The organism is Maribacter sp. MJ134 (genome assembly GCF_003970695.1).
GTDB lineage: Bacteria > Bacteroidota > Bacteroidia > Flavobacteriales > Flavobacteriaceae > Maribacter.
This window is the reverse complement of the sequence record NZ_CP034570.1, coordinates 2,965,559-2,990,756: the sequence shown is the minus strand read 5'-3', so window position 1 is coordinate 2,990,756 and position 25,198 is coordinate 2,965,559. Positions and strand designations below refer to the sequence as shown.

Genomic DNA, 25,198 nt, shown 5'->3' with positions numbered 1-25,198 from the left:
ACATACGTATACACTTAATTTTGAAGCTTCAACATCAATTCATATCCACTGTACTTTTAGGGACACTGCTCTTTAGTGGCTGTTCCACAAAAAAAGACGCCTTTCTTAATAGAAATTGGCATGCTTTAAACACCAAATATAATACGCTGTACAATGGTAATATTGCCTTTGAGGAAGGTAGAAACACCCTTAACGATACCTATCGCGACGACTATTGGGAAATTCTGCCCATTGAACGGCTAGAGGTTTCCGGTGAGGTAAAACTAGATTCGGAGGACAATAACCCCAACTTCATCATTGCCGAGGAAAAAGCCACAAAGGCCATACAACGCCATAGCATGGATATCAAAGACCGTGAGCGTAACCCTCAGACAGATGAGGCATTCCTGCTATTAGGAAAAGCACGGTATTTTGATGAACGGTATATCCCTGCGCTTGAATCGTTTAATTATATTTTAAAAAAATACACGGAAAGCGACAAACTTAACGAGGCCACGATCTGGCGGGAGAAAGTAAATATCCGCCTACAGAACGAGGAATTGGCCATTAAGAATCTAAAGCGTCTGGAGAAGTTCGAGACACTTAAAGACCAAGAATATGCAGATGCCCGCTCCATGTTGGCCCAGGCCTATATTAATCTCAACGCTCCGGATACGGCAATACAGCATTTAAAAGTAGCATCGTACTACACTAAGAAGAATCCGGAAAAGGGCAGGTACTATTACATCATTGGTCAGCTTTACAATCAATTGGGCTATAAGGATAGTGCCAACTACGCTTTTGATAAGGTTATTGACCTGAACAGGAAATCACCGCGGGTGTATATGATCAATGCAGAAATCCAAAAAATACGGAATACGGAGATTACCGCTGAAAATCAACTGGAGGTTTTGGAATACTTAACCGATTTGGAAGAGAACCGGGAAAACAGACCGTTTTTAGACAAGATTTTTAGACAGGTGGCCGAGTTTCATTTGGAGCAAGGTTCCGATAGTCTGGCTATTGTTTATTTCAATAAGTCGTTACGAGCTACTCAAAACCAACCTAAATTAAATGCCTTGAACTATGAGAACCTAGGGGCCTATAATTTTGACCAGAATGAATATAAGATTGCGGGCGCGTATTATGATAGCGTGCTGACCAATCTTGACGAAAACACAAGAAAATACAGGGCCATCAAGAAGAAACTGGACAACCTGGAAGACGTTATAAAATATGAGGATATTGTGCAATACACTGATAGTGTCATCACAGTTTTTGAATTGCCCATAGATGATAGAATAGCTTATTTTGAAGACCATATTGCAGCATTAAAAGCAGCCAAGGAAGCCGCGCAGAAAAAAGAAAAGGATAAGATTACCGAAGGCTTCGCAGCTTTCTCTAAAAGTAAAGGAGGTAAGGAGAACAAAGGGAAATTCTACTTCTATAACATCACTAGTTTAGGATACGGACAGAACGATTTTAAGAATAAATGGGGTAATCGGGAACTAGCGGATGATTGGCGTTGGTCTAACAAAACAGTTTCAAATAATACCACTACTAACGATAATACCGTTGCAGGTGTTCCGGTTGCAGAGGCTGAGGTTTCTGAGGACGAAAAATTTTCTTTGGACTATTACATGGATAAAGTGCCTACGGAAATAGCTGTTGTAGATAGCCTTAGGGCAGAACGAAACTTTGCTAATTACCAATTAGGACTTATCTATAAAGAGAAATTCAAAGAGAATATTCTGGCCGTTGGAAAGTTGGAGAGCGTTCTGGCATCCAATCCGGAAGAACGCTTGATCCTCCCTTCCAAGTATAACCTATATAAAATTTATGAGGAAGAGGGTAGTGCTTTGCAGGCAGAAATGAAGGCGGACATTATCGCTAACCATGGCGACTCTAGATATGCAGAAATACTATTAAACCCACAGGCGGTACTATCGGATGCGTCGGACAGCCCAGAAAAGCGTTATGAAGGTCTGTTCAAACTATACCAACAGCAAGATTTTCTAAAGGTCATTACCGCTACGGAGGAGAACATCAATCGTTTTACCGGAGATCCCATCGTGCCTAAGTTTGAAATGCTAAAGGCCAACGCAATAGGCAGGCTACAAGGTTTCGAGGATTTCAAGGAGGCCTTGAACTATGTTGCGTTAACGTATCCCAACAATCCAGAAGGAAAAAAAGCGGAACAAATGATAGCCGAACAACTTCCTAAGTTAGAACCGAAAGACTTTTCTCCGGAAACGGACTCCAAGGGTACGGCCAACTGGAAAGTTATTTTCCCTTTCAAGAGAAGTAATAACGAGAAGGCCTTGAAATTAATGAAGATTTTAGAAAAATCGATAGCAGATTTAAGATATAAGAATATCGTTTCAAAGGATATTTACAATTTGGAAGATCAATTTGTAGTTGTGCATGGCTTTAAGAACAAGGACTTTGCGCTCGGTTATGCAGAGCTATTAAAAAACAATAAGGATTATAAGGTGGCTGATGAGAATTTTGTAATTTTATCTGATAACTACAAGATTATTCAAGTACACAAAAATTTAGAAGCTTACAGAAATACACTTTTAACCCCAAAACCATGAACACATGTTTTCAGATAAACAAAAACCTAGAGCTATGAACGAAATAGGAGGACAACCCAATAGAATTGAAAAGAACACTAAAATAAAAGGAGACATCGTTTCCGAAGCAGATTTTAGGATAGACGGCAAATTAGACGGTAACGTAAAGACCTCTGGAAAAGTGGTCATCGGTAAAGATGGCTATATCCACGGAAAAGTAGAATGTGTAAATGCAGATATTGAAGGAAGTTTCAACGGTGAACTTTTAGTCTCTGACCTACTTTCTTTAAAATCTTCTGCTGTTATAGAAGGAACCGTAACTGTTAGTAAGCTAGCTGTAGAACCTGGCGCCACCTTCAACGCTTCATGTAGCATGAAAGGTAAAGGAGGTATAGGCTCACCTTCTGGAAGCTTTAAGTCTTCCATGAGCGGTAACTCTAGCAATAAAAATGAACCAGCAAAAGCTTCCTAAGAAAAACAACCTTAAAAATATCGCAGTACTGTCCGGTATTGCTTTTGAAATGGGAGCCATAATATTTTTGGCAGCCAAAGGAGGTATTTGGTTGGATGAATATTACGGAAATGAAAAACGAATTTGCACAGCGATTGCCACACTTCTAGGTGTGGCAATTTCTCTTTGGGTAGTACTGAAGCAACTTAAAAATATAAAATATTGAAGACGCGACTATACCCCATCGTCCAATTTCTTCTCTTTCTAAGCGCCCTTTTGACCCTTTCCTTTTTAATCCATACGTATGTATGGGCCTCTATGGGATTACTTAAATACGGTAATCTTATCGTGAAATCGTACTTGGTAAACGCCTTTTTAGCAGCGGCCATTTACATTTTACTCTACATATTTCAAAAACGGCTAAAGAATCAAATAGGCTTTTTGTTTATGGGAGGTAGTTTTTTAAAGTTCATATTTTTCTTCATTATTTTTTATCCCGTTTATAGTGCCGATGATACTATGGACAAAGTGGAGTTTTCCGCGTTTTTCGTGCCCTATGCAGCATCCCTAATTATTGAGACGGTTTTTATGGCTAAAATGCTTAAAAAAATGGATTAAAGCGTTCTTGACTTCTTACTTGCAAATAAAGTCTCATTTGCTTTTTTCTTTTTGCCATAATGACGTACATTTGCACCGATTTTTAGAGACCGATATTTTGAGCAATATGCGAAAAACATTTTTTTTCAAAGTTCTAGTAGCCATAGCTTTACTTCTTAGCTCCAATATTTTTGCCTTCGAGACCAAAGGGTCTACCGATGAGCCAAAGCAGGACCTAAAAACGGAGATAAAGGAATATATTCAGCATCACCTTCAGGATTCACATGATTTTTCATTGTATTCTTATACCGATGAAAGTGGCGAACATCACTATGTTGGTGCTCCGCTTCCCGTTATTCTATGGGATAACGGTCTTAAAGTTTTCTCTTCATCAAAATTCCATCATGGTGAAACACTCGCCGAGGTAGACGGCAACTACTATAAGTTATATCATAGTAAAATTTATAAGACAGATGCAGACGGTACAATAACGTATGATGAAGATCAGCATCCAACAAACGTAAAGCCAATAGATTTTTCTATAACCAAGAGTGTGGTAATGATACTTATTACGTGTTTATTAATGTTTTGGTTGTTCACAAGTCTGGCAAAATCCTATGCAAAGAATGGCAGTGTACCAACGGGTGTCGGAAGGTTCTTCGAACCTATTGTCATTTATATCAGGGACGATATCGCCAAGCCAAATATTGGTGAAAAGAAATATGCGAAGTACATGCCTTATTTACTTACCGTCTTCTTTTTTATATGGTTCTTGAACATTTTTGGACTTACTCCGCTAGGAGTTAACGTCACAGGAAACATTGCCGTGACGGTGGCTTTGGCTCTTATTACATTTTTATTGACCAATCTAACCGGAACAAAAGATTATTGGAAGCACATTTTTGACCCATTAGGAGATACCATGCCGTGGTACGGTAAAATCCTTATTTATATTATCCTTGTGCCAATTGAGGTTTTAGGAATTTTCATTAAGCCATTTGCTTTGTTGATACGTTTGTATGCGAATATGCAGGCAGGACATATCGTTTTAATGAGCTTAATAGGGTTAATGTTTATTTTCAAGAGTTGGTTAGGAAGTCCCTTATCATTTGGGTTGGCGTTTGCAATATCGCTTATTGAAATATTAGTGGCTGTATTACAAGCATATATTTTCACTATGCTATCGGCCTTGTATTTTGGTTTTGCTGCAGAAGAGCATGACCATAGGCATGATGATGAGCCAGAGTTGGCACATTTATAGAATTGAATTTTTAATTTTTAAACTAGATATATTATGGAAATTCCAGCAATTGTAGGTGCAGGTTTAGCGGTTATCGGAGTAGGTATGGGAATTGGTAGAATCGGTGGTTCTGCCATGGATGCTATCGCTCGTCAGCCAGAAGCTTATGGTAAGATTCAAACAGCTATGTTGATTGCAGCAGCACTTATTGAAGGGATTGGTTTCGCTGCAATTTTTGCATCCTAACAAATCTAAAGTTCATTGACCGTAACGGTTGGTTGCGGTCAATGTTTCTTAAAAATTAAAACACATACAACTTATTTATCATGGAAAAATTATTGAACGAATTTTCTTTAGGCTTGTTTTTTTGGCAAACATTACTGTTTGTAGGCTTGCTGTTGTTGTTGCGTAAATTTGCTTGGAAACCCATACTTAATGCGGTAAATGAACGTGAGAACGGTATAAAAGATGCATTGGCAGCCGCTGAGAACGCGAAGAAAGAAATGCAGAACGTAACGGCGGATAGTGAAAATCTTTTAAAAGAGGCTCGTGCAGAACGGGAAGCTTTGCTGAAGGAGGCGCGTGAAATAAGAGAAAAGATGGTTGCAGATTCCAAAGAACAGGCAAAGATTGAAGGTGATAAAATGATACAGCAGGCCAAGGCAACCATTGAGAGCGAAAAGAAAGCTGCTGTAGCCGATATAAAGACTCAAGTAGCCGAACTTTCAGTTTCTATTGCGGAGAAGGTAATCAAATCGGAATTATCAGGTAAGGACAAGCAGTTGAAGCTAGTAGATGAAATGTTGGGCGATATCAAATTGAATTAAGAATGAGCGAATCTAGAGCAGCCATACGTTATGCAAAAGCAATCTTGGATTTGGCAGTAGACAATAAAGCTACTGATGTCGTTGAAAAAGATATGCGTGCAGTTGTGGCGACAGTTTCTGAAAGTAAGGAGTTAAGAGATATGTTGGCCAGTCCGGTTATTTCTAGTACCTCTAAAAAAGAAGCCCTTCATAAAATTTTTAAGGGAAGCAATGCCATTTCAGAAGGTTTAATTACAATGTTAGTGGATAATAAACGGGTGGCTATGCTAAACGAGGTTGCCTTAAAATACATTATCCTTAATGAACAACTAAAAGGAAAAGATGTAGCCTTCGTTACTACTGCAGTTCCTATGAACGCTACTTTGGAAAAGAAAATCTTAAAGCAAGTGACCTCTATTACCGGAAAAGAAGTAACTATCGAAAACAAAGTTGATGAAAGTATCATCGGCGGGTTCGTATTACGTGTTGGAGATTTGCAGTATGATGCTAGTATCGCGAACAAACTGAATAATATTAAAAGAGAATTTACAAACAGTCTATAAATAACTTTTATTAGGCGCTAACGTTTTACGTTTTACGTCTTTTATCTTATATCTATAAAAACATGGCAGGAGTAAAAGCCGCTGAAGTTTCAGCAATTTTAAAACAACAATTATCAGGTTTTGATGCAACCGCTACTTTAGATGAAGTAGGAACCGTATTGCAAGTAGGTGATGGTATCGCCAGAGTCTACGGTTTGGCAAATGCACAATATGGTGAATTAGTTGAATTCGAAGGTGGTTTGGAAGGAATCGTTCTAAACTTGGAAGAAGATAATGTTGGGGTTGTACTATTAGGTCCATCCAAAGCTATTGGTGAAGGAGCTACCGTAAAACGTACCCAACGTATCGCATCTATCAATGTTGGGGAAGGAATTGTTGGCCGTGTGGTAAATACATTAGGAACTCCTATCGATGGTAAAGGACCTATTTCCGGTAAAACGTATGAAATGCCACTGGAACGTAAGGCACCAGGGGTTATTTTCCGTGAACCAGTAACAGAGCCATTGCAGTCAGGTATCAAGGCAATTGACGCCATGATTCCTGTAGGTAGAGGACAAAGAGAATTGGTTATTGGTGACCGCCAGACCGGTAAGACTACGGTTTGTATCGATACCATTTTGAACCAAAAAGAATTTTATGATGCAGGGGAACCGGTTTATTGTATTTATGTGGCTATTGGCCAAAAAGCATCTACCGTTGCAGGGATTGCCCAAGTATTGGAGGACAAAGGTGCAATGGCGTATACAACTATTGTAGCTGCTAACGCTTCTGACCCAGCGCCAATGCAGGTTTATGCTCCTTTTGCAGGGGCCTCTATTGGAGAATATTTCAGGGATACAGGTCGTCCTGCATTGATTATATATGATGATTTATCCAAACAGGCAGTTGCTTACCGTGAAGTTTCTTTGTTATTAAGAAGACCACCGGGACGTGAGGCTTATCCTGGGGATGTTTTCTACCTGCATTCTAGATTATTGGAGCGTGCCGCAAAAGTGATCAACAATGATGCGATTGCCAAGGAGATGAACGATTTACCAGACGTGCTTAAACCAATAGTAAAAGGTGGTGGTTCATTAACCGCACTTCCTATTATTGAAACGCAGGCGGGTGACGTATCAGCTTATATTCCAACTAACGTGATTTCAATTACGGACGGACAGATATTCTTGGAGCAAGATTTATTCAACCAAGGTGTGCGTCCGGCTATTAACGTAGGTATTTCCGTATCACGTGTTGGAGGTAATGCGCAGATAAAATCCATGAAAAAGGTAGCAGGTACCTTAAAACTAGATCAAGCTCAGTTCCGTGAACTGGAAGCTTTTGCAAAGTTTGGTTCTGATTTGGATGCCGCTACACTGAACGTCATTGAAAAAGGACGTAGAAACGTTGAAATCCTTAAGCAAGCACAGAACGATCCATTTACCGTAGAAGACCAAGTTGCTATTATCTATGCAGGTTCAAAAAACTTACTTAGAGACGTACCTGTTGAAAAGGTGAAAGAATTTGAGCGAGATTTCATAGAGTTCTTAAACGCTAAACACAGAGATGTTTTAGATACGTTAAAAGCAGGAAAACTTACGGATGAGGTAACTGAGACGTTGACCGCTGTTTGTAAAGATTTGTCTGCAAAATATAACTAGTCAATAGAAATAAGTACTAAGTAGTCAGTATTAAGAACCGAATAAGTCTTAATTACTAATTACTAACGACTAAATACTAGAAAAATGGCCAATTTAAAGGAGATACGTAATAGGATAGCATCAGTTTCATCAACTATGCAGATTACCAGTGCCATGAAAATGGTTTCTGCTGCAAAATTGAAAAAAGCGCAAGATGCCATTACGGCCATGAGACCTTATGCGGATAAGCTTACGGAATTATTGCAAAGCCTAAGTGCAAGTCTGGATGCTGACTCCGGAAGTAAGTATTCTGATAATCGCTCCGTGAACAAGGTATTAGTGGTAGGTATTACGTCAAACAGAGGGTTGTGTGGCGCTTTTAATACCAATATACTTAAACAATGTTCTTATTTGGCAGAGGAAGCGCATGCCGGTAAACAAGTAGATTTTGTCGCTATCGGAAAGAAAGCGAACGACTTTTTAGGCAAGAAATATACTGTTATTGCAAACCATAGCGATATATATGACGACCTAACCTTTGATCGCAGCGCTGCTATTGCCGAAAGCTTAATGGAGCAGTTCACGAATGGTTCTTATGACCGTATTGAAATTGTTTACAATAAGTTTAAAAATGCCGCAACCCAGATTATCATGACAGAGCAATTTTTACCAATTGTTCCTATTGAAGGAGAGGAGAACGCAAGTGCGGATTATATTTTTGAACCATCCAAAGAGGAAATCGTAGAACAATTGATTCCAAAATCCTTAAAGACACAGTTATATAAGGGAATAAGAGATTCTTTTGCTAGTGAACATGGTGCGCGTATGACAGCAATGCACAAAGCGACCGATAATGCCACCGAACTCAGAAATCAATTAAAACTTACCTACAACAAGGCAAGACAGGCTGCAATTACAAATGAAATTTTGGAAATCGTTGGTGGAGCCGAAGCGTTGAATAACTAAATGCAGAAAATTTTGTTAAAGTCATTGGTCAGGCAGCAATGTCTCCTACAATACTAAAGAAAATAAAACCTCACAGAAACGTGAGGTTTTTTGCTTTCATTACTATTTATAGTGGGCGCTTACTTCATATTGCGCTCCAAGTCTAAATCAATATATTTTTGATTAAGTTCATCCGAGTCTCCGTAGTGTTTACGTAAATCTTCTAACTTCAACTTTAGTTCTGCAACTACGTTAGCGTACGCAGGATCGTTATAAACATTGTTTATTTCATTTGGGTCTTTCTTGCGGTCATATAACTCCCACTCATCAACATCATAATAAAAATGGACTAATTTATGATCAATGGTAACTATACCATAATGCCTTTTTACCTGATGTACTGCGGGATATTCGTAATAATGGTAGTATACTGCATCTCTGGTCCAATTGGTATCATTAGAGGTCAATAGGGGCATTAAACTTTCACCCTGCATATCATTTGGAGCTTCAATTTGTGCCGCTTCTAACATGGTCTGTGCAAAGTCAAGGTTTTGTACCATTTCCTCATTGGTAATACCGGGCTTTATTTTATTAGGCCACCGAATGAGCAGAGGTGTTTTAAAGGACTCATCGTAGATAAATCGCTTATCGAACCAGCCGTGTTCGCCTAAGTAAAAGCCCTGATCAGAGGTATAGATAACCATTGTATTATCCGATAGTCCATTGACATCCAAATAATCCAACACTCTTCCCACATTGTCGTCTACTGAAGAAATACAGGCCAGATAATCTTGCATGTACCTCTGGTATTTCCAACGCATTTTCTCCTCATCGTTCATTTGGGGCCAATTGGTTTCAAAGTCCTTATTGATTTTATCTAAAATTGGCTCGTACAACGCTTTTTGGGCGTCTGTTGCTCTATTGGTATAGGGGTTGTCAAAGGCACCTTCAAATTCTGGGACAACAGGTTCTGGCTGCATCTTTTCGGTAAGGTCAGGGCGAATCTTACTATCGTGATTGTACATCATATGACGCAGTAAATTCATCTCTGCGGTTTTCGCAGCTGTACCTCTATTACTATAATCGTCGAACAATGTTGCAGGCTCTGGAAATGTCTTGCCATAAAATTCTTGGAACTTTTCTGGACTGGGCCACCACGGTCGATGTGGTGCTTTGTGCAGGTACATGAGCATAAAGGGTTTTTCGGGATTTCTTTTCTTATCTAACCAGTTTATGGTAATATCGGTTATAATATCGGTAACGTAACCTGTTATGGTAGTGTCTCCATGGGGAGTATTAAAATCGGGATTGATATAATTACCTTGGCCGGGTAAGATCATGAAGTCATCTACCCCTTTTGGATTATTGCCAAAATGCAGTTTTCCAAACATGGCGGTTTCATAACCTGCCTTTTGGAAGATTTGGGGAAACGTTACCTGCGTGGTATCAAAAGGTCGCCGATTATCTGTCTTTCCGTTTATATGATTGTGTTTGCCCGTAAGAATTGTTGCTCTAGAAGGGGCACAGATGGAGTTCGTAACGCTGGCATTGGTAAACTTGATACCTCCTTTTGCAATTCTATCAATATTGGGGGTCTCAATTAGTCTGGAACTGTAGGCACTAATGGCTTGGTACGCGTGGTCATCTGACATGATGAAAATAATGTTCGGTTTTTTGGCCACCTTTTTTTCAACTTCTTTGTGTTGACATGAAACAGTCAGTAGTAAGGCTAGAAGAGGTACTGTCGTAAAGTGTAGTTTTTTCATCTTTTGTTTTTTAAAAGAATAGGCGTTCAAGTGGAATATACTAAAAATTGTAACCTTTCATCTTCAGATTCCTTTCTAGGATTATTTTTTTGCCGATTTTTGCCCTATCCATGAAATCAAAGAAAACAGCGCTACTCTTTATTTTTATCACCATTCTTGTAGACGTTATAGGCATAGGAATAATTCTGCCCATAATTCCGGATTTGATAATGGAATTAACAGGTGAGGGTACCGCCATGGCCGTTATCTACGGAATGTGGCTAACTACCGCTTTTGCTGGAATGCAATTTTTGTTCTCACCCGTTCTTGGGGAAATTTCCGATAGATTCGGAAGACGACCTATTCTTTTAATAGCACTTTTAGGATTAAGTATAGACTATTTAATACATGCCTGGGCGCCCACTATTACTTGGTTATTTCTAGGAAGGTTCCTTGCGGGAATTACCGGCGCAAGTTTCACAGTTGCATCGGCTTACATTGCAGATATCAGTACCAAGGAAGAAAAGGCCAAGAATTTTGGTCTCATCGGGGCAGCTTTTGGATTGGGATTTATCATTGGACCGGGAATTGGTGGTTTTTTTGGGGAATTAGACATTAGGCTGCCTTTCTATATTGCAGCGGGACTAACCTTTGCGAATTTTCTTTTTGGATGGTTTTTTGTTCCAGAATCGTTAACGCTAGAGAATAGAAGGCCTATAAATGTATTAAAGATGATTCCTGGGGTTTCCTTAGTGAGCCTTAGGAACTATAAAGGGGTGCTACTTTTAATATTTGCTTTCTTCCTAGCAAATCTTGCAGGTCAGGCGCTACCTTCTACATGGTCGTATTATGGTATTGAACGATATGACTGGAGCCCAAGGGAAATAGGGATTTCTCTCATGGTAGTTGGGCTTCTGGTAGCTATAGCCCAAGGATTTTTAGTGGGAGTACTTGTGAAAAAATTTGGGAAAAGAACCGTTGTTATATCAGGTTTCCTATTATGGACAGTTGGGATGTTTCTCTTCTCTCTAGCGTCCGCACCTTGGATGTTGTACGCCTTTTTAATTCCGTATGCTCTGGGAGGTGTCGCCGGACCTACCGTTCAAGGAGTTATATCCAATCAAGTTTCTGAAAAGGAGCAGGGCAATCTACAGGGAGCCATTACAGGCCTAATAAGTGTAACGGCCATATTGGGTCAACTGATTTTCTCACCTGTTTTCTATTATTTCATTCGTCCTGAAAGCGATATTTATTATCCGGGAGCTTCTTATACCTTAGCTGCCCTTTTCTTGTTCATTGCCTTTTTATTTGCCTCTCTAGCCATGAAACGCATGGACCTCTCGGACGAAATAACGGAAGTAGCTTAGTATTCTCCTTCAACTTCATCGGTTTTAAAGCGGGTCGTTTACTCGATAATCAAGATTTACTATGCCCCGATGCCGGCTTTGAAATAATTGTTGGTTTTGCCTCAAATGTCTCATGGGCTTGACCTGAAGTTACTTACCGAATAAAGTTTTTTTGATTTCTGGACATTTTAAATGTAACATTTCTAAGAATTGTCATCTAAAGGGAAAATCATTTAAAAATATATATTATGAAAACAATTCGAAGAATACTTACGTTAAGCATTTTACTGATCACATTATGCGGTACCGCACAGCAATACCCTTTTGAAGTAGAGGTAAAAGGTAAAGGTCAGCCTATATTACTTTTTCCAGGATTTACGTGCACAGGAGAAGTGTGGGAAGCTACGGTGGCAGCGCTTTCTAAAGATTACGAATGCCATGTTTTTACCTTTGCTGGCTTTGGAGAGGTTCCTGTAGTTGAAAAACCTTGGTTCCCAAAAATAAAGGAAGGCGTAGAAAGTTATATTAAAAATCAAAATCTTAAAAATGTAGTTGTTCTGGGACATAGTCTCGGCGGAACCTTAGGCCTCTGGTTGGCTACCGAAAATGACCACGCCCTTTCAAAACTTATTATTATAGATGCACTACCTGCGACCGGGGCGCTTATGATACCTAACTATGACAGTGAAGCCCTCGCCTACGAAAGTCCTTGGAACAAACAAATGCTTTCCATGGAGGCTAAGGCATTTGAAGCAATGGCAGAGCAAATGGCTTCCGGAATGACCCTAAACAAGGAGAAACAGGTCCTTGTCAAGAATTGGATGCTAAAGGCAGATAGGGAAACCTATGTTTATGGGTATACCGATTTATTAAAGCTCGATTTAAGAGCCGATATTGTCAAAATAAATATTCCGGTCACCATTTTGGCCGCAACGGAACCCTACGGCCTAGAAATGGCCAAAAGCACCTACGCTAAACAATACGCTAATCTGGAAGACTATGATTTAGAATTTGCGGAAGGAACTGCACATTTTGTCATGTATGACAATCCTAGTTGGTTTCAAGAAAAATTGTTTCATAGCTTAGAGAACTAATGACCCCATCAGAAGAAAGATATAAGGAGATTTATAGGGATAATTACCCTAAGGTGATGCGGTTGTGTATGGGATACGTTTCTGGAGACCAGGCCTTGGCGAAAGATGTAGCTCAGGATGTATTCATTAAAATTTGGGAGAACTTGGAACAGTTTCGTAATGAAAGTGGTATTGGAACCTGGATTTATAGAATCACAGTAAATACCTGCCTTACGCAACTCAGGAAGCAGAAAAAGCATCGAACTAACTACGATATAAAAGATATTCCTGAACACCATGAGGCCTATTCGGGAGAGGAAAAGCATCAAATGTTAGTGCAGTTATATGGATGTATCAATACCTTATCTGAAACCAACAAGGCCATTATTTTATTGGAGCTCGAGGGTTTGCCACAAAAAGAGATTTCTGAAATCATAGGAATAAAACACGAAGCAATCCGCACACGAATACATCGGATCAAAAGTCAATTAACAAAATGCGTAAACAATGAATAATTTTGAGAAGTTACAATCAAATTGGAAAAATCAGCCAGGGGCTGAAGCCACGGAGCAAGGATTTAAAGAGTTGTTACAAGGAATAAAAAGAGTAAAGGATAAGCAAAAAATTACGAACGTGATCCTTGCCATTACAGCGATAATATTAGTATTCTTTTTTATCTATATCTCCGGATATGAAAACAATCAAGTCATTTTAGGCCTGGCCCTAATGGTAGGTACACTGTTGATTCGTATGTTACTGGAAGTTTTAAGTATAAAACAACTAGGAAAATTGAATACCCTTTCAAATTACAACGACTATAAGAATGCCCTTGTTAGTTATTATAAACGCAGGAAAAATGTTCATTTTATATGGACACCCGCAATTGTTCTGGGGTATGTTGTTGGGTTTCTAATACTCTTGCCACTTTTTAAAGCTAATTTGTCTTCTGGATTTTATACGTACATAATAATATCCGGTCTAGTATCATTAATTGTTTTGGGTATTTTCATTGCCAAGCAAATACAAAAAGAAATGCAAGAAATAAAGCGGTTGCAACAATAGTCTCTTTTAATCGTACTATTGGCATCACTTTTGGTTTTATGGTAAGTGACTGAAATTAACACATATTCGCATATCTTTACAAAAACCAAATAAGACATGTACATGGGACGTTTTAAATATATAATCTGCATTATGCTCTTGGGACTTTTTAGCTGTTCTTCACAAAAAAAATTACAAACGGAAATTCCGTTTGAATTAGGGAATGCGTCCTGCCAGGTATATAGTGGTGGTTTGGAAAGTAGTGGAAGCGGTATTGCGGTTAAAATTCCGGTTACTATGGATAATGCAAGTGATGTAGTAATGAAAGAAATTTTCTTCAGGGGTAAGCAAGCTCAAGTGACCATGGAACAAGTCGACGGTGCAAATTACGCTATGGCCAAAATACCGAATTCTAAAGGGGGGTCGGCTGAAACTACAGCTTTGGAATTAGGGGCTACCGATGCGGTTCTCAGTTATATTGAAAATGGTAAGTTAAAATACACCAAGATAACAGGGATAAAAGAAAAACAACCCCTATTATACAAGGGGAAACCAAAAAACTAACTTTGTTTAACCACCGTAATTGGGTACTTTTGAGGCCTTAATGTTAGGTGTTTGAATCCGCTGAAAAAACTTTTTAAGCAAACGGCCATTTATGGCTTGGCAACCGTTTTACCTAGGATGCTATCATTTTTGCTAGTGCCCATCTATACCTCCGTAATGCCTCCTGGTACTTACGGTGATGTCACCTTAATTTTTTCATGGTTCGCCATTTTAAATGTTTTCTTGGCCTATGGAATGGAAACTGCCTTTTTTCGCTTTTATAAGGAAGCGGAAAACAGGGCAAACGTGATATCCACCTCGCTACTCTCTTTAGGAGCTTCTACACTGCTGTTCGTATTGGTTGGCCTCATCTTTAAGGGAAGCATTGCCAGGGCATTGAATATAGATACGGAATACATGAATTTTGTTCTGGGTATCTTGGCTTTAGATGCTTTGGTAATTATACCATTTGCATTACTGAGGGCTAATGAAAAGCCCATGCGTTATGCAGTAATCAAAATTCTGAACGTAGCGATTAATTTAGGTCTGAATCTCTTTTTCTTAATTCTGCTGCCTAAAATAGCTAAGGGAGAAACTTCGAGTATTTTCAGCGGAATCTACGTTCCAAATTTCGAAATCTCTTATATCCTAGTCTCCAATCTTATTGCTAGCGCCATCACCTTGCTATTAATGCTGGGTGTTTATAAAAGACCTTCTTACCGCTTTGACATGAATTTGTGGCGAAGAATGCTCACCTATGCCATGCCGGTTATGGTGGCGGGTATTGCATTTACCATAAATGAGGTTTTTGACCGATATTTATTATCAGAATTGCTTCCGGCGGATATTGCTAAAAGTGAAATGGGGAAGTACTCTGCCTGCTATAAATTAGCGCTTTTCATGACCCTGTTCGCCACGGCTTTTAGAATGGGAATAGAGCCTTTTTTCTTTAGTCATTCCGAAACTAAAAATCCGCAGAAGGCCTATGCTCAGATTACAAATTATTTTGTGGTATTGGGAAGTATTATTCTATTGACGGTTGTCGTTTTTGCCGATGTTTTAAAGCGGTTGATCGTGCTAGACGAATCCTATTGGGATGCCATGCCCATTGTGCCGCTAATAGTACTGGCAAGTTTCTTCTTAGGTATTTATCACAACCTATCCGTATGGTATAAAGTTACGGACAGAACAAAATTCGGAGCTTATATTTCTATGATCGGTGCGGTGCTTACCATCATTATCAATTTTGTCTTTATTCCTTATTTTGGTTATATGGCTTCTGCGGTAGCTACACTGACGGCGTACGGAACAATGATGTTGTTGTCCTTTTATTTTGGACGCATGTATTATCCTATACCCTATAATTTCAGAAAAATTATCTTTTATTTAGGAATCTCCATCTTGTTTTCTATCCTATCATTTTACATTTTTGATAGAAACCTTTTCGTGGGAATAAGCTTATTGCTCATTTTCCTTGGCCTAACGTATAGACTGGAAGGAGAAAACCTCAAAAAAATAATTATAAAGAAATGAATATAAAAATCATTAATAAATCGGACCACGCTTTGCCACATTACGAAACCAATGCTTCGGCCGGTATGGATTTAAGAGCAAGTATTCAGGAACCCGTTGTTTTGCGGCCTATGGAGCGCACAATTATAAAAACAGGCCTTTTTATGGAACTCCCAATCGGTTTTGAAGCACAAGTAAGACCTAGAAGTGGTTTGGCAGCTAAAAAGGGGATTACGGTATTGAATGCCCCTGGCACGATTGATGCTGACTATAGGGGCGAGGTCGGGGTAATCCTTATAAATCTTTCCAATGAGGCTTTTACCATTGAAAATGGAGAACGTATTGCACAAATGGTCATCGCAAAACATGAGCGTGCAACTTGGGAACAAGTAGAGGAGTTGTCAAGTACGGTTAGAGGAGAAGGTGGTTTTGGTAGTACTGGGGTGAAGTAAAAGCCCCCTAACCCCAAAGGGGGAATTTGTGTTGAGTTATGAAAAATGAATGTATTTTTTTGTTGCTTTTTTTAGGAACAAATTTTGTTCCAGCTCTTTCTTATGCCCAAGAAGAAAATGGAATTAGGGTAGAAGAAAGTGCAGAAGTGTTTTTAGAGGACTATTCCGATGATTTTCAAGAAAACTTCTTTGAGGCATTAAAACAGAAAGGAATTCAGAATTACGACAGGGCCATTAATTTTTTGCTCGAATGCAAACGATTACAACCAGAAAACAAGGTGGTTGCCTATGAACTTGCAAAGAGCTATCATTTAGATAAAAAAAATATACTTGCACAGGAATATGCAATTGAGGCCTTGAACAGTGAGCCTGAAAACTATTGGTATTTGCACACTTTAAATACCATAGTGGGGAAACAAGGAAATACTATGAGTTCCTTAGAAAATCTAATTCCGTACAATAATGCGGTGCTCAAGGAAAATCTTGCTCAAATCTATTTCAAGGATGGCAAATTAGAAGCTGCGCTTGCGGTTCTAAAAACACTTGAAAGCTCAAAGAACAGGATGGCCCTTGAACAAAAAATAAACGACTCCCTTCAAAATAAAGACGCAAACAAACAAACGGTTTCCTATACGGCAACGGTAAGAAACAATACGCCCAACAGCATAGAAAATTATAAAATGAGAATAAAGGGGCTGATGAAAATGAACGGCGGCAACTTAGGTCTAGTGCAATTAACCGAGGAAGCTTTAGAAAGCTACCCTTCTCAACCCTATTTTTATTACGCCAGCGGATATGCGCTGAACAGAAACAAAAAGCACAGGGATGCCATTGAGGTATTGGAAGCAGCTTTGGATTATTTGATTAACGATATTGCCTTGGCCAATAAAATTTACAAGGAACTGTCAGATGCCTATAGTGCTATAAGCAATCCATCAAAGGCAAATATGTACCTTAGTAAGATTAAACCCGGATTTTAAATTATGAGAGGGAAAATAAATACATACCTGAAACCTTTCCTTTATAGTATTCTTACGCTTTTCGTTTTGTCTTGCAAAAGCACAAAATTGGTGTCGGATGGTACGGTAGATGAGCGTTTGTCGTCCAAGGCAATCATAAGGGCCCATTATCAAAACCAGCCCACATTTAAAACCTTAAGCGGAAAGGTCAAAATCGATTATACCGATGGTGAGGACGCGCAGAGTTTTTCCGTAAGCCTTCGCTTGGAAAAGGATAAAGCTATTTGGATGAGCGCTCCCCTGGGCATCGTTAAGGCCTACATTACCCCAAATAAAGTCTCTTTTTATAACAAATTACAGAATGAGTATTTTGATGGGGATTTTTCCTATTTAAGTGACCTACTTGGAACGGAAGTAGATTTTAAGATTGTGCAGAACTTACTCTTGGGACAAGCCCTGTTAGATTTAAGGGAGAAAAAATATGAAGCTTCTATAACCGGGGAGCACTACAGACTTGTTCCAAGGTCTAACGAGGTACTTTACAAAATACTTTTTGAAATAGAGCCCAAAAACTTTAAAATGGCCTCCCAGCAACTTTCGCAGCCCTTAAAGAAACGTTTGCTAGAAATCAAATATGAGAATTACCAGCGTATTGGTGATGAGGTATTGCCCAACACCATTAACATCAATGCCGTCGAGAAGAATACGGAGAATAGGATTCAGTTGGAGTATCGAAATTTAGAGTTGAACAGGACCTTGAATTTTCCCTATAAAATTCCCAAGGGATACGAAGAAATAGTACTGGAGTAAGATGTATTTTAAAGCGGTAACATTTAAGATAGTTCTTTTTATGCTGGTCGTGCTGACCCAGGATTTATATGCGCAAACCAGCGAACAGAAAGCCTTAGAAGAGAAGCGAGAGCAGCTTCAAAATGAAATCCGGGATATCAATCGCCTACTTTTTGCCGAAAAGAAGGAAAAAGGAAATGTTTTGGACCAAATGGAAGCCTTGGATAAAAAAATTACCGTAAGGCAGCAATTGATTCGTGTTACCAACCAACAATCTAACCTACTGAACAGACAGATCAACACCAACATCAGGAATATTGGTAAGCTGAAGAGCGAATTACAAGAGATAAAAGACCAATACGCTAAAATGATACAGAAGTCGTATCAGAATAAATCCAAACAGAACAGGTTAATGTTCCTATTGTCCTCGGAAAGCTTTTTTCAAGCATTTAAGCGCTTACAGTATATGAAGCAGTATACGGATTATAGAAAGGAGCAGGGAGCTCAGATTATTGCAAAAACGGACGAGCTAACACGACTGAACAGTGACCTTAATGAAGAACGAAAAGTAAAAGAAGTATTATTGGCACAGAATAGAAAGGCCAAAAATAAGCTCTTTGGAGAAATACAGGAGCAAAAAGCACTTTTAGGAACTATACGCAAGAACGAAAGTAAATATAGTAGTGCCATTAACAAGAAAAAACGGGAAGCCCGAAAAATAGACCAACAGATTGAAAAGCTTATTCGAAGCGCCATAGCTGCCTCTAACAAGAAGTCCGGAAAGAAGAATACAAGTGCTAGTAAGTTTGCACTTACTCCTGAGGCTACGTTAATCGCCAAGAACTTTTCCTCTAACAAGGGCAAGCTTATTTGGCCAGTGGAGAAAGGAATAAAAAGTCAGGGTTTTGGTATTTATAAAGACGCCGTATATCCCGGCATTAAGCACCAGAGCAACGGGGTAATTATTGCCACCGACCCCGGTGTCAAGGCGCGAGCAATTTTTGAAGGGGAGGTCATTGCTATTTTAGCCGTTCCGGGTGGAAATAAAGGGGTGCAGATTAAACATGGTAATTTTATCAGCACCTATTATAATTTGGCAGAACTTTATGTAAAAAAAGGGGATAAAGTGGGGATTAAAGAAGAATTGGGTACTATATACACCAACAAAACTAACGGACAAACACGCTTAAAATTTTATTTATATCAAGATACCTCCAGACTGAACCCTGAGGAGTGGGTGTACCGATTGTAAACTATTTCTGCTCTTAATTTTACATCAATAATTTTAGGTTATCCCCTTCAAATTAACTTAGTTCCTTTCTTCTTCAATTTGAATCAACAACTATTTTAAATGAGTTAAATGACTACTGCTCATCGTTTTAATTTTGAAATGAAAGGATTTTCCTTTTGTAAAATGAAGTTGAAACATAAAAAATTTAGGAAATGAAAAAGTTAAAAATGTTTGCTTTGATATTGTTCGCAATAACGGCAACAAACATCAATGCACAAACGGAAGAAGAAAGAGATTTGATAGCGGATGCTGAAAAAGCGAAGGCCAGCCTTGTTGCGGCGAATGAAAAGATTACTGATTTTTTTGATTCTTCTTATGGATACGTAATTTTCCCGAATGTAGGTAAAGGCGGGTTGATTATTGGTGGAGCCTCTGGAAACGGAATCTTATACCAAGGCGGTAAAAGTGTAGGAACCGTTAATCTTAAAAAATTAAATGTAGGCTTACAGGCCGGAGGGCAATCGGTTATCGAGGCAATTTTCTTTGAGAATGAAACCTCATTTAATGAATTTAAAAGCGATAACTACGAATTTGACGCTGGAGTATCAGCTGTAGTCCTAAAATCAGGTAAAGCCTTAAAAGCAAAGTATGAAGATGGTGTTGCCGTATTTGCTTTACCAAAAGCAGGATTGATGGCAGATGTAACCGTTGGTGGACAACGTTTTGAATATGAAGCTTTTGAAACAGACTCCGAAAAATAGGAACCGATGAAAAAAAGGGTAAAGAAAAACTATAATATATTAGTAGTTACACTACTCATGGTATTTATTGTAAGCGCCCTTTTAGTAAATTTGTAGTAAAGTAAAAGCCCCGTAAAGGGGCTTTTTTATACCTCTACAATTATTCTATAATTGATAGATTTACGAGTTGCTTCACTGCTTTAAGATAAATCGTAATTTGCCTGCTCTTAGAATGCAATTTGCTTAAATGTTTCCAAACAGCTGAGCGGACTACTTTAGGATTGTGTCTTGTTAAAGTTTGGCAGCCATAAAAAGGGACCTAGCTTTACTCTGAAAGTATTATTTTTTATATTTCATGTTCTTGACTCATAAACAGTACTAGTCTAAGAATAGCAGAAGTAGGAGATTAAGTATATTAACTGTAAAAGAATAGATGAATACAAATACAATAACAGATATCAAAGGAACTTTCACGCTACAGAATGGCGTGGCAATGCCTTACCTTGGTTTGGGTACTTACCAAGCCGATAACGAGCAAGAGGTGGTCGATTCGGTTAAAGACGCATTGGAAATAGGGTATCGGCATATAGATACGGCATCGGTATATAAAAATGAAGAGGGCGTTGGTAAAGGTATTAAGGAAAGTGCTGTAGCTAGGGAAGAAATTTTCGTTGTTAGTAAAGTGTGGAACGCAGACCAAGGTTATGATAGTACCATAAAGGCTTTTACGGATAGTTTGGAACGATTGCAATTGGATTATTTAGACCTTTATCTTATCCATTGGCCCGTAGCAGGTAAATTCAAGGACACGTGGAAAGCTTTGGAACATTTATATACCGAGAAGAAGGTAAGGGCAATTGGCGTAAGCAATTTTTTGCAGCATCATCTAGAAGAGGTGTTGAGCGATTGTAAGGTGATACCTATGGTAAACCAAATGGAATTTCACCCCTATGTAGTACAGCAGGATTTAATCGATTTCTGCAATAAAAATATCATTCAGTATGAAGCGTGGTCGCCCTTTATGCAGGGTAAGGTTTTTGACTTGGATATCTGCAAGGAATTGGCGGATAAGTACAACAAATCCATAGCTCAGGTGATACTGCGTTGGAACCTTCAGAAGGGAGTGGTGACCATTCCAAAATCAGTCCACAAAAATCGTATTGCTTCCAACGCTGCTATTTTTGACTTTGAACTTTCCGAGGAAGATGTAACGTACTTAGATAGTTTGGACAGAGGAGAACGTATTGGACCACACCCGGACTATTTCGATTTTTAATTTAATTATTCATAAACAAAGATTATAAACGCGTGGTTTTATTATAATCACTTTAAAAGCTGTTTAAGAAAGGCTCTGTATTCTTATATTCAAATTAAATATGTTCCATTAAAGAAAGATAAAGTACTATTATAGCTTGTAACTTAACCCAATGGCTAGGATATTTATATTTGTGTTAAATGGTGAGCGGGATAGCCTACCAGTTTCATAAAGCTTGGTAAAATCATATTCAAATTTTAAAAATACTCTATTGCTGATTTGATAAGCCACGCCAAGACCTAGATTAAGTCCACCCCTTGAAGTATTCGATTCTATTTCTTCACCAGTTGAAAAATCAATTACATTACTAAAGGTTAAAAGGGTATAACCCAACCTTGCAATAGGACGAAATTTTTGGAGACCATTAATTTTGAATTCTCCATAAATGCTTGGCTGAAATGAGATTACGGTAATATCAATTTCCGAAAAACCACCTTTATTTGAATCTCTGAAAATTGACGTGTTGAAATTTACACCGAAATCCGCTATAGTAGTATTGATAAAACTATAACTTAATCCTAAATCTATAATGCCATTATAATTTACACCAATAAAATTATTGTCAATAAGAACAGGGTAATTTACTTCAATACCAAATTTCTCATTTTGAGAAAATAATTTTGAAGTTACTATAATGAGTAAAGCAAAAATTATTATTTTTTTCATTAATTAAGGCGATGAATGTTTAATAAACAACGTTTCTGGTTTAAGAATAGTATTCATCGAGAAAATCAAGTCTTTTCTAATTTTTTTAGAGCTCGTGGAATTTTCCCCCTTTGGGGGCTAGGGGGCTAGGGGGCTATAAACAAAGCACGTAATTCTGTGGCTTCGTTAGGTTTCATTTTTCCGGCAAGTACAAGGCTTAATTGCTTCCTTCTTAATGCTCCTGCAAAACGCTCTTTTTCCAAATCGGTATCCGGAGACAGTTGCGGTACTTCTGTGGGCTTACCAGTCTCGTCGACAGCCACAAAAGTATAAATGGCTTCGTTCGCTTTAGTACGCTCGCCGCTGAAGCGATCTTCCATCCAAACATCAATATAAACCTCCATTGAGGTCCTAAAAGAACGGGAAACGGCAGCTTCCACGGTAACTACGCTACCTACGGGCACTGCCCTGTTAAAAGCAACGTGATTCACAGAAGCCGTAACGGTAATACGACGACTGTGTCTTCTAGCGGCAATACTTGCAGCGCGATCCATACGTGCCAAAAGTTCCCCCCCGAACAGATTGTTCAGTGGATTGGTCTCACTGGGGAGCACCATATCGGTCATTGTAGTTCTAGAATCTGAAGGTGTTTTAGCTTCCATTGCATTAAATTTTTCCATACAAAGATACGTGTCAAAAAAAGATTTTTGGGCGGTATTCGGTAAAAGAAAAAAGCAGGTAGAATTTCAAAATATTCTCCTTGGGACGGTAGCTGGCCCTACTTTTCAGAAAGTAACCAAGCGTCCGAGGATTGCGTTCGCTTAATTTTCCTTAATGCGCTCAAAGCCTCCTGCGCATTTTCGTAACGGTCGTAGGTCACCATGTGAAGACCATAGGCATTGGTTCCATAGTATGCGGCCTTATAGCCTTTTTGTTGTAGTGTGGCTATTTTTCTGTCAGCATTTGCCTTAACACGGAAAGCTCCGGCAACAATATGATGACGTGCCGTATTGTTTTCTGCGTTAGAAACGGCATCTACATTTACGGTAGGTAATTCTAAGGGCGCAGTATTGAAAAAAGTAGCCTCTTGTATCTGCCGGGTCACTTCTTTTTGAGCGTCTTGCCTAACTAACCGCTCGTTAACCATGCCTTTTTCATAGGCACGGTATCCCGTAAGACCTGTAGACAAGGCCAAGAGTAAAATTGCCGCATATTTTAAATAGGGCCGGAAAGATGTGGTTTCTCGTTTTTCAGGACTTATGATAAACGGAATGTCCTCTTCCAAAGCGATAATTTCCTCTTTTAAAACTTCGCGTGTTACGGGAATTGAATTAAAAGATGATAGGCCAAAGGAAGATGTCAAATAATTAACCTCTGATGAAGGTTGAAATTGTACCTTATTTTCTGCGCCGGCCCATAACAGACCAATTTTTGACAAGCTTAATTTTTCACCTTCTGTTAATTTCTGGCTCCATTTTTTAGTAATCCCTTCAATTTGTGAAAGTGCATCCTCAAAAGTAATTTTTTCCGATTGTGCTATATGGGAGACCAAAAGGCCATCATTGGTAATCAACTGCTCGTTGAACGCAATAGATTTTGAAGGGGCAAAAAAGGTGTTTGTAGTATCATTGATGCGTGCAGCTATCTTTTGTGTAAGGAAAGCCCCAAAATTTGGGACCACCACACAATTGTACCTGTATAGCAAGTCGCTGATATAGTGTTCTAGTACCATATAAGGCAAATATCAAAAAAAAATAGGGGCATAGAAACTCATAGGATAACTTTTTATTAACATTAATTTTTGTAGTATTTTGTGGGCTGTCATGATAAATTTCCAACATACTCCGGCTGAGTTGATTGCAATTTTAAGATTGCAACATGTTCCTAATATTGGAGATGTAATCGCTAAAAAGTTAATTGCACATTGTGGTAGTCCAGCGGCAATTTTTGAGGCTAAACGGAATCAACTACTCAAAATTGATGGTATTGGTACCCAGACCATAAAGCATTTGTTCGACGCGGCACACTTAGAAGCTGCGGAAAAAGAGTATGCATATTGTGATACGAATGCTATAGAAGCCACCTATTTTAAGGACGATGACTATCCAGATTATTTAAAGCATTGTATCGATAGTCCCATTCTTTTGTTCAAAAAAGGGAAAATAGCTTTGGAACAACGAAAAGTGATCAGTGTTGTTGGTACGCGGAATATTACGAGTTACGGAACGGCTTTTTGCGAACAGTTCATTGCGGACATTGCGCCCCTTAACCCTATTATAGTAAGCGGATTTGCCTATGGAGTGGATATCTGTGTTCAGCGAGAGGCTATGAAACACGGGTTGCAGACTATAGGCTGTTTAGCACATGGATTAAATCAAATATACCCTAAAGTGCATGCCAAATACCAGACAGAGGTTTGTGCCAATGGTGGTTTTTATACTGAATTTTGGAGTACAAGTAATCCGGAACGTGAGAATTTTCTAAAACGAAACCGGGTTATAGCCGGAATGAGTGAGGCTACGATAGTGGTAGAATCTGCCGAGAAAGGGGGTAGCTTGGTCACTGCCGATATTGCGAACAGTTACAACAGGGATGTTTTTGCAGTACCCGGAAGAGCTTCGGACAAATACAGTTTAGGTTGCAATAACCTGATTAAAAAACAGCAGGCCCATATGTTGACATCTGCGGCGGACCTCATTTACTTATTGGATTGGGATTTGGAGGAAAAGGAAACGAAAACGGTACAAAAGCAATTATTCGTAACCTTGGACGACCTAGAACAAACGATGTACGACTATCTACAAAATAATGGCAAGCAACTTTTGGACACTATCGCTTTAGAGTGTAAGCTGCCCATTTTTAAGACTTCATCTACCTTGTTGACCATGGAAATGAAGGGCGTTATTCGTCCGTTACCAGGAAAATTATTCGAAGCAATTTAATTATTTACAAACCGATTAGTTTACCAAAGAGAAAACAACTTTCGAATTAGATGATATATTGGCACCTGTCGTTAAAACAAGGCCTTTGA

27 protein-coding genes are annotated in these 25,198 nt (G+C 38.9%); 23 read left to right on the top strand and 4 right to left on the bottom strand.

Going from position 1 to position 25,198, the window contains the following annotated elements; all coding sequences use genetic code 11:
* Positions 1 to 20 precede the first annotated feature (20 nt).
* The 10 genes from EJ994_RS12930 to atpG all read left to right on the top strand — a co-directional run bounded on the left by EJ994_RS12930 (position 21) and on the right by atpG (position 8,797).
* On the top strand, positions 21 to 2,576 hold the full coding sequence (locus EJ994_RS12930) for a tetratricopeptide repeat protein (RefSeq protein ID WP_126592876.1): 2,556 nt from the start codon (positions 21 to 23) through the stop codon (positions 2,574 to 2,576).
* Positions 2,577 to 2,580: 4 nt separating this feature from the next.
* On the top strand, positions 2,581 to 3,027 hold the full coding sequence (locus EJ994_RS12925) for a polymer-forming cytoskeletal protein (RefSeq protein WP_126592875.1): 447 nt from the start codon (positions 2,581 to 2,583) through the stop codon (positions 3,025 to 3,027).
* Positions 3,005 to 3,232 carry an AtpZ/AtpI family protein gene (locus tag EJ994_RS12920; RefSeq protein WP_126592874.1) on the top strand — a complete coding sequence of 76 codons (228 nt, stop codon included), beginning with the start codon at positions 3,005 to 3,007 and terminating at the stop codon, positions 3,230 to 3,232. Before EJ994_RS12925 ends, EJ994_RS12920 begins: the two co-directional genes overlap by 23 nt.
* A complete protein-coding gene (locus EJ994_RS12915; protein ID WP_126592873.1) occupies positions 3,229 to 3,624 on the top strand; it encodes a DUF6168 family protein in 396 nt (131 codons plus the stop codon). Before EJ994_RS12920 ends, EJ994_RS12915 begins: the two co-directional genes overlap by 4 nt.
* A 106-nt stretch (positions 3,625 to 3,730) precedes the next feature.
* Entirely contained in the window at positions 3,731 to 4,864 is a 1,134-nt protein-coding gene (gene atpB, locus EJ994_RS12910; RefSeq protein ID WP_126592872.1) for a F0F1 ATP synthase subunit A, read from the top strand.
* Between the two features lie 33 nt (positions 4,865 to 4,897).
* Positions 4,898 to 5,089, top strand: a complete 192-nt coding sequence (gene atpE, locus EJ994_RS12905) for an ATP synthase F0 subunit C (protein WP_164721464.1) — start codon at positions 4,898 to 4,900, stop codon at positions 5,087 to 5,089.
* 80 nt (positions 5,090 to 5,169) lie between these two features.
* Complete coding sequence (locus tag EJ994_RS12900) at positions 5,170 to 5,670, top strand: F0F1 ATP synthase subunit B (protein ID WP_099573403.1); 501 nt, start codon at positions 5,170 to 5,172, stop codon at positions 5,668 to 5,670.
* A gap of 2 nt (positions 5,671 to 5,672) precedes the next feature.
* Positions 5,673 to 6,212 carry an ATP synthase F1 subunit delta gene (gene atpH / locus EJ994_RS12895; RefSeq protein ID WP_126592871.1) on the top strand — a complete coding sequence of 180 codons (540 nt, stop codon included), beginning with the start codon at positions 5,673 to 5,675 and terminating at the stop codon, positions 6,210 to 6,212.
* Between the two features lie 62 nt (positions 6,213 to 6,274).
* On the top strand, positions 6,275 to 7,852 hold the full coding sequence (gene atpA / locus EJ994_RS12890) for a F0F1 ATP synthase subunit alpha (protein WP_126592870.1): 1,578 nt from the start codon (positions 6,275 to 6,277) through the stop codon (positions 7,850 to 7,852).
* Between the two features lie 84 nt (positions 7,853 to 7,936).
* Positions 7,937 to 8,797 (top strand): ATP synthase F1 subunit gamma, encoded by an 861-nt coding sequence (atpG, locus tag EJ994_RS12885; protein ID WP_126592869.1) that lies wholly within the window; start codon positions 7,937 to 7,939, stop codon positions 8,795 to 8,797.
* A 119-nt stretch (positions 8,798 to 8,916) separates the two neighbouring features.
* Here atpG and EJ994_RS12880 read toward each other — a convergent pair whose 3' ends face one another.
* A complete protein-coding gene (locus EJ994_RS12880) occupies positions 8,917 to 10,542 on the bottom strand; it encodes a sulfatase (protein WP_126592868.1) in 1,626 nt (541 codons plus the stop codon).
* A gap of 110 nt (positions 10,543 to 10,652) precedes the next feature.
* On the opposite strand from EJ994_RS12880, the gene EJ994_RS12875 reads away from it, so the two are divergent.
* From EJ994_RS12875 to EJ994_RS12820, 12 genes are all read left to right on the top strand, one after another.
* Positions 10,653 to 11,888 carry a TCR/Tet family MFS transporter gene (locus tag EJ994_RS12875; RefSeq protein ID WP_126592867.1) on the top strand — a complete coding sequence of 412 codons (1,236 nt, stop codon included), beginning with the start codon at positions 10,653 to 10,655 and terminating at the stop codon, positions 11,886 to 11,888.
* A 227-nt stretch (positions 11,889 to 12,115) separates the two neighbouring features.
* The gene (locus tag EJ994_RS12870; RefSeq protein ID WP_126592866.1) at positions 12,116 to 12,961 is read left to right on the top strand and encodes an alpha/beta fold hydrolase; all 846 of its coding nucleotides are present in this window, start codon (positions 12,116 to 12,118) and stop codon (positions 12,959 to 12,961) included.
* Positions 12,961 to 13,455 carry an RNA polymerase sigma factor gene (locus tag EJ994_RS12865; RefSeq protein WP_126592865.1) on the top strand — a complete coding sequence of 165 codons (495 nt, stop codon included), beginning with the start codon at positions 12,961 to 12,963 and terminating at the stop codon, positions 13,453 to 13,455. The genes EJ994_RS12870 and EJ994_RS12865 overlap by 1 nt, the downstream gene beginning before the upstream one ends.
* Positions 13,448 to 14,002 (top strand): hypothetical protein, encoded by a 555-nt coding sequence (locus EJ994_RS12860; protein WP_126592864.1) that lies wholly within the window; start codon positions 13,448 to 13,450, stop codon positions 14,000 to 14,002. Before EJ994_RS12865 ends, EJ994_RS12860 begins: the two co-directional genes overlap by 8 nt.
* A gap of 102 nt (positions 14,003 to 14,104) precedes the next feature.
* On the top strand, positions 14,105 to 14,545 hold the full coding sequence (locus EJ994_RS12855) for a hypothetical protein (protein WP_126592863.1): 441 nt from the start codon (positions 14,105 to 14,107) through the stop codon (positions 14,543 to 14,545).
* 51 nt (positions 14,546 to 14,596) lie between these two features.
* A complete protein-coding gene (locus tag EJ994_RS12850) occupies positions 14,597 to 16,057 on the top strand; it encodes a lipopolysaccharide biosynthesis protein (RefSeq protein WP_126592862.1) in 1,461 nt (486 codons plus the stop codon).
* Positions 16,054 to 16,488, top strand: coding sequence for a dUTP diphosphatase (gene dut / locus EJ994_RS12845; RefSeq protein ID WP_099573413.1), 435 nt, complete (start codon positions 16,054 to 16,056; stop codon positions 16,486 to 16,488). The genes EJ994_RS12850 and dut overlap by 4 nt, the downstream gene beginning before the upstream one ends.
* Before the next feature lie 38 nt (positions 16,489 to 16,526).
* Entirely contained in the window at positions 16,527 to 17,468 is a 942-nt protein-coding gene (locus EJ994_RS12840) for a tetratricopeptide repeat protein (protein ID WP_164721463.1), read from the top strand.
* A 3-nt stretch (positions 17,469 to 17,471) separates the two neighbouring features.
* Positions 17,472 to 18,257: a DUF4292 domain-containing protein gene (locus tag EJ994_RS12835; protein WP_126592860.1), complete on the top strand. Its 786-nt coding sequence runs from the start codon at positions 17,472 to 17,474 to the stop codon at positions 18,255 to 18,257.
* A 40-nt stretch (positions 18,258 to 18,297) separates the two neighbouring features.
* Positions 18,298 to 19,488, top strand: coding sequence for a murein hydrolase activator EnvC family protein (locus EJ994_RS12830; RefSeq protein WP_410504180.1), 1,191 nt, complete (start codon positions 18,298 to 18,300; stop codon positions 19,486 to 19,488).
* A gap of 191 nt (positions 19,489 to 19,679) precedes the next feature.
* Positions 19,680 to 20,228, top strand: coding sequence for a lipid-binding SYLF domain-containing protein (locus tag EJ994_RS12825; RefSeq protein ID WP_126592858.1), 549 nt, complete (start codon positions 19,680 to 19,682; stop codon positions 20,226 to 20,228).
* Positions 20,229 to 20,640: 412 nt separating this feature from the next.
* Complete coding sequence (locus tag EJ994_RS12820; protein WP_126592857.1) at positions 20,641 to 21,483, top strand: aldo/keto reductase; 843 nt, start codon at positions 20,641 to 20,643, stop codon at positions 21,481 to 21,483.
* A 129-nt stretch (positions 21,484 to 21,612) separates the two neighbouring features.
* Here the strand turns inward: EJ994_RS12820 and EJ994_RS12815 are convergent, their stop codons facing one another.
* The 3 genes from EJ994_RS12815 to EJ994_RS12805 form a co-directional block, all read right to left on the bottom strand.
* Positions 21,613 to 22,188, bottom strand: a complete 576-nt coding sequence (locus EJ994_RS12815; RefSeq protein WP_126592856.1) for an outer membrane protein — start codon at positions 22,186 to 22,188, stop codon at positions 21,613 to 21,615.
* A gap of 125 nt (positions 22,189 to 22,313) precedes the next feature.
* Positions 22,314 to 22,829: an acyl-CoA thioesterase gene (locus EJ994_RS12810; RefSeq protein ID WP_099573506.1), complete on the bottom strand. Its 516-nt coding sequence runs from the start codon at positions 22,827 to 22,829 to the stop codon at positions 22,314 to 22,316.
* Between the two features lie 116 nt (positions 22,830 to 22,945).
* Positions 22,946 to 23,899 (bottom strand): SPOR domain-containing protein, encoded by a 954-nt coding sequence (locus EJ994_RS12805; protein WP_126592855.1) that lies wholly within the window; start codon positions 23,897 to 23,899, stop codon positions 22,946 to 22,948.
* 91 nt (positions 23,900 to 23,990) lie between these two features.
* On the opposite strand from EJ994_RS12805, the gene dprA reads away from it, so the two are divergent.
* Positions 23,991 to 25,109: a DNA-processing protein DprA gene (gene dprA / locus EJ994_RS12800; protein ID WP_126592854.1), complete on the top strand. Its 1,119-nt coding sequence runs from the start codon at positions 23,991 to 23,993 to the stop codon at positions 25,107 to 25,109.
* The last annotated feature ends 89 nt before the right edge of the window (positions 25,110 to 25,198 follow it).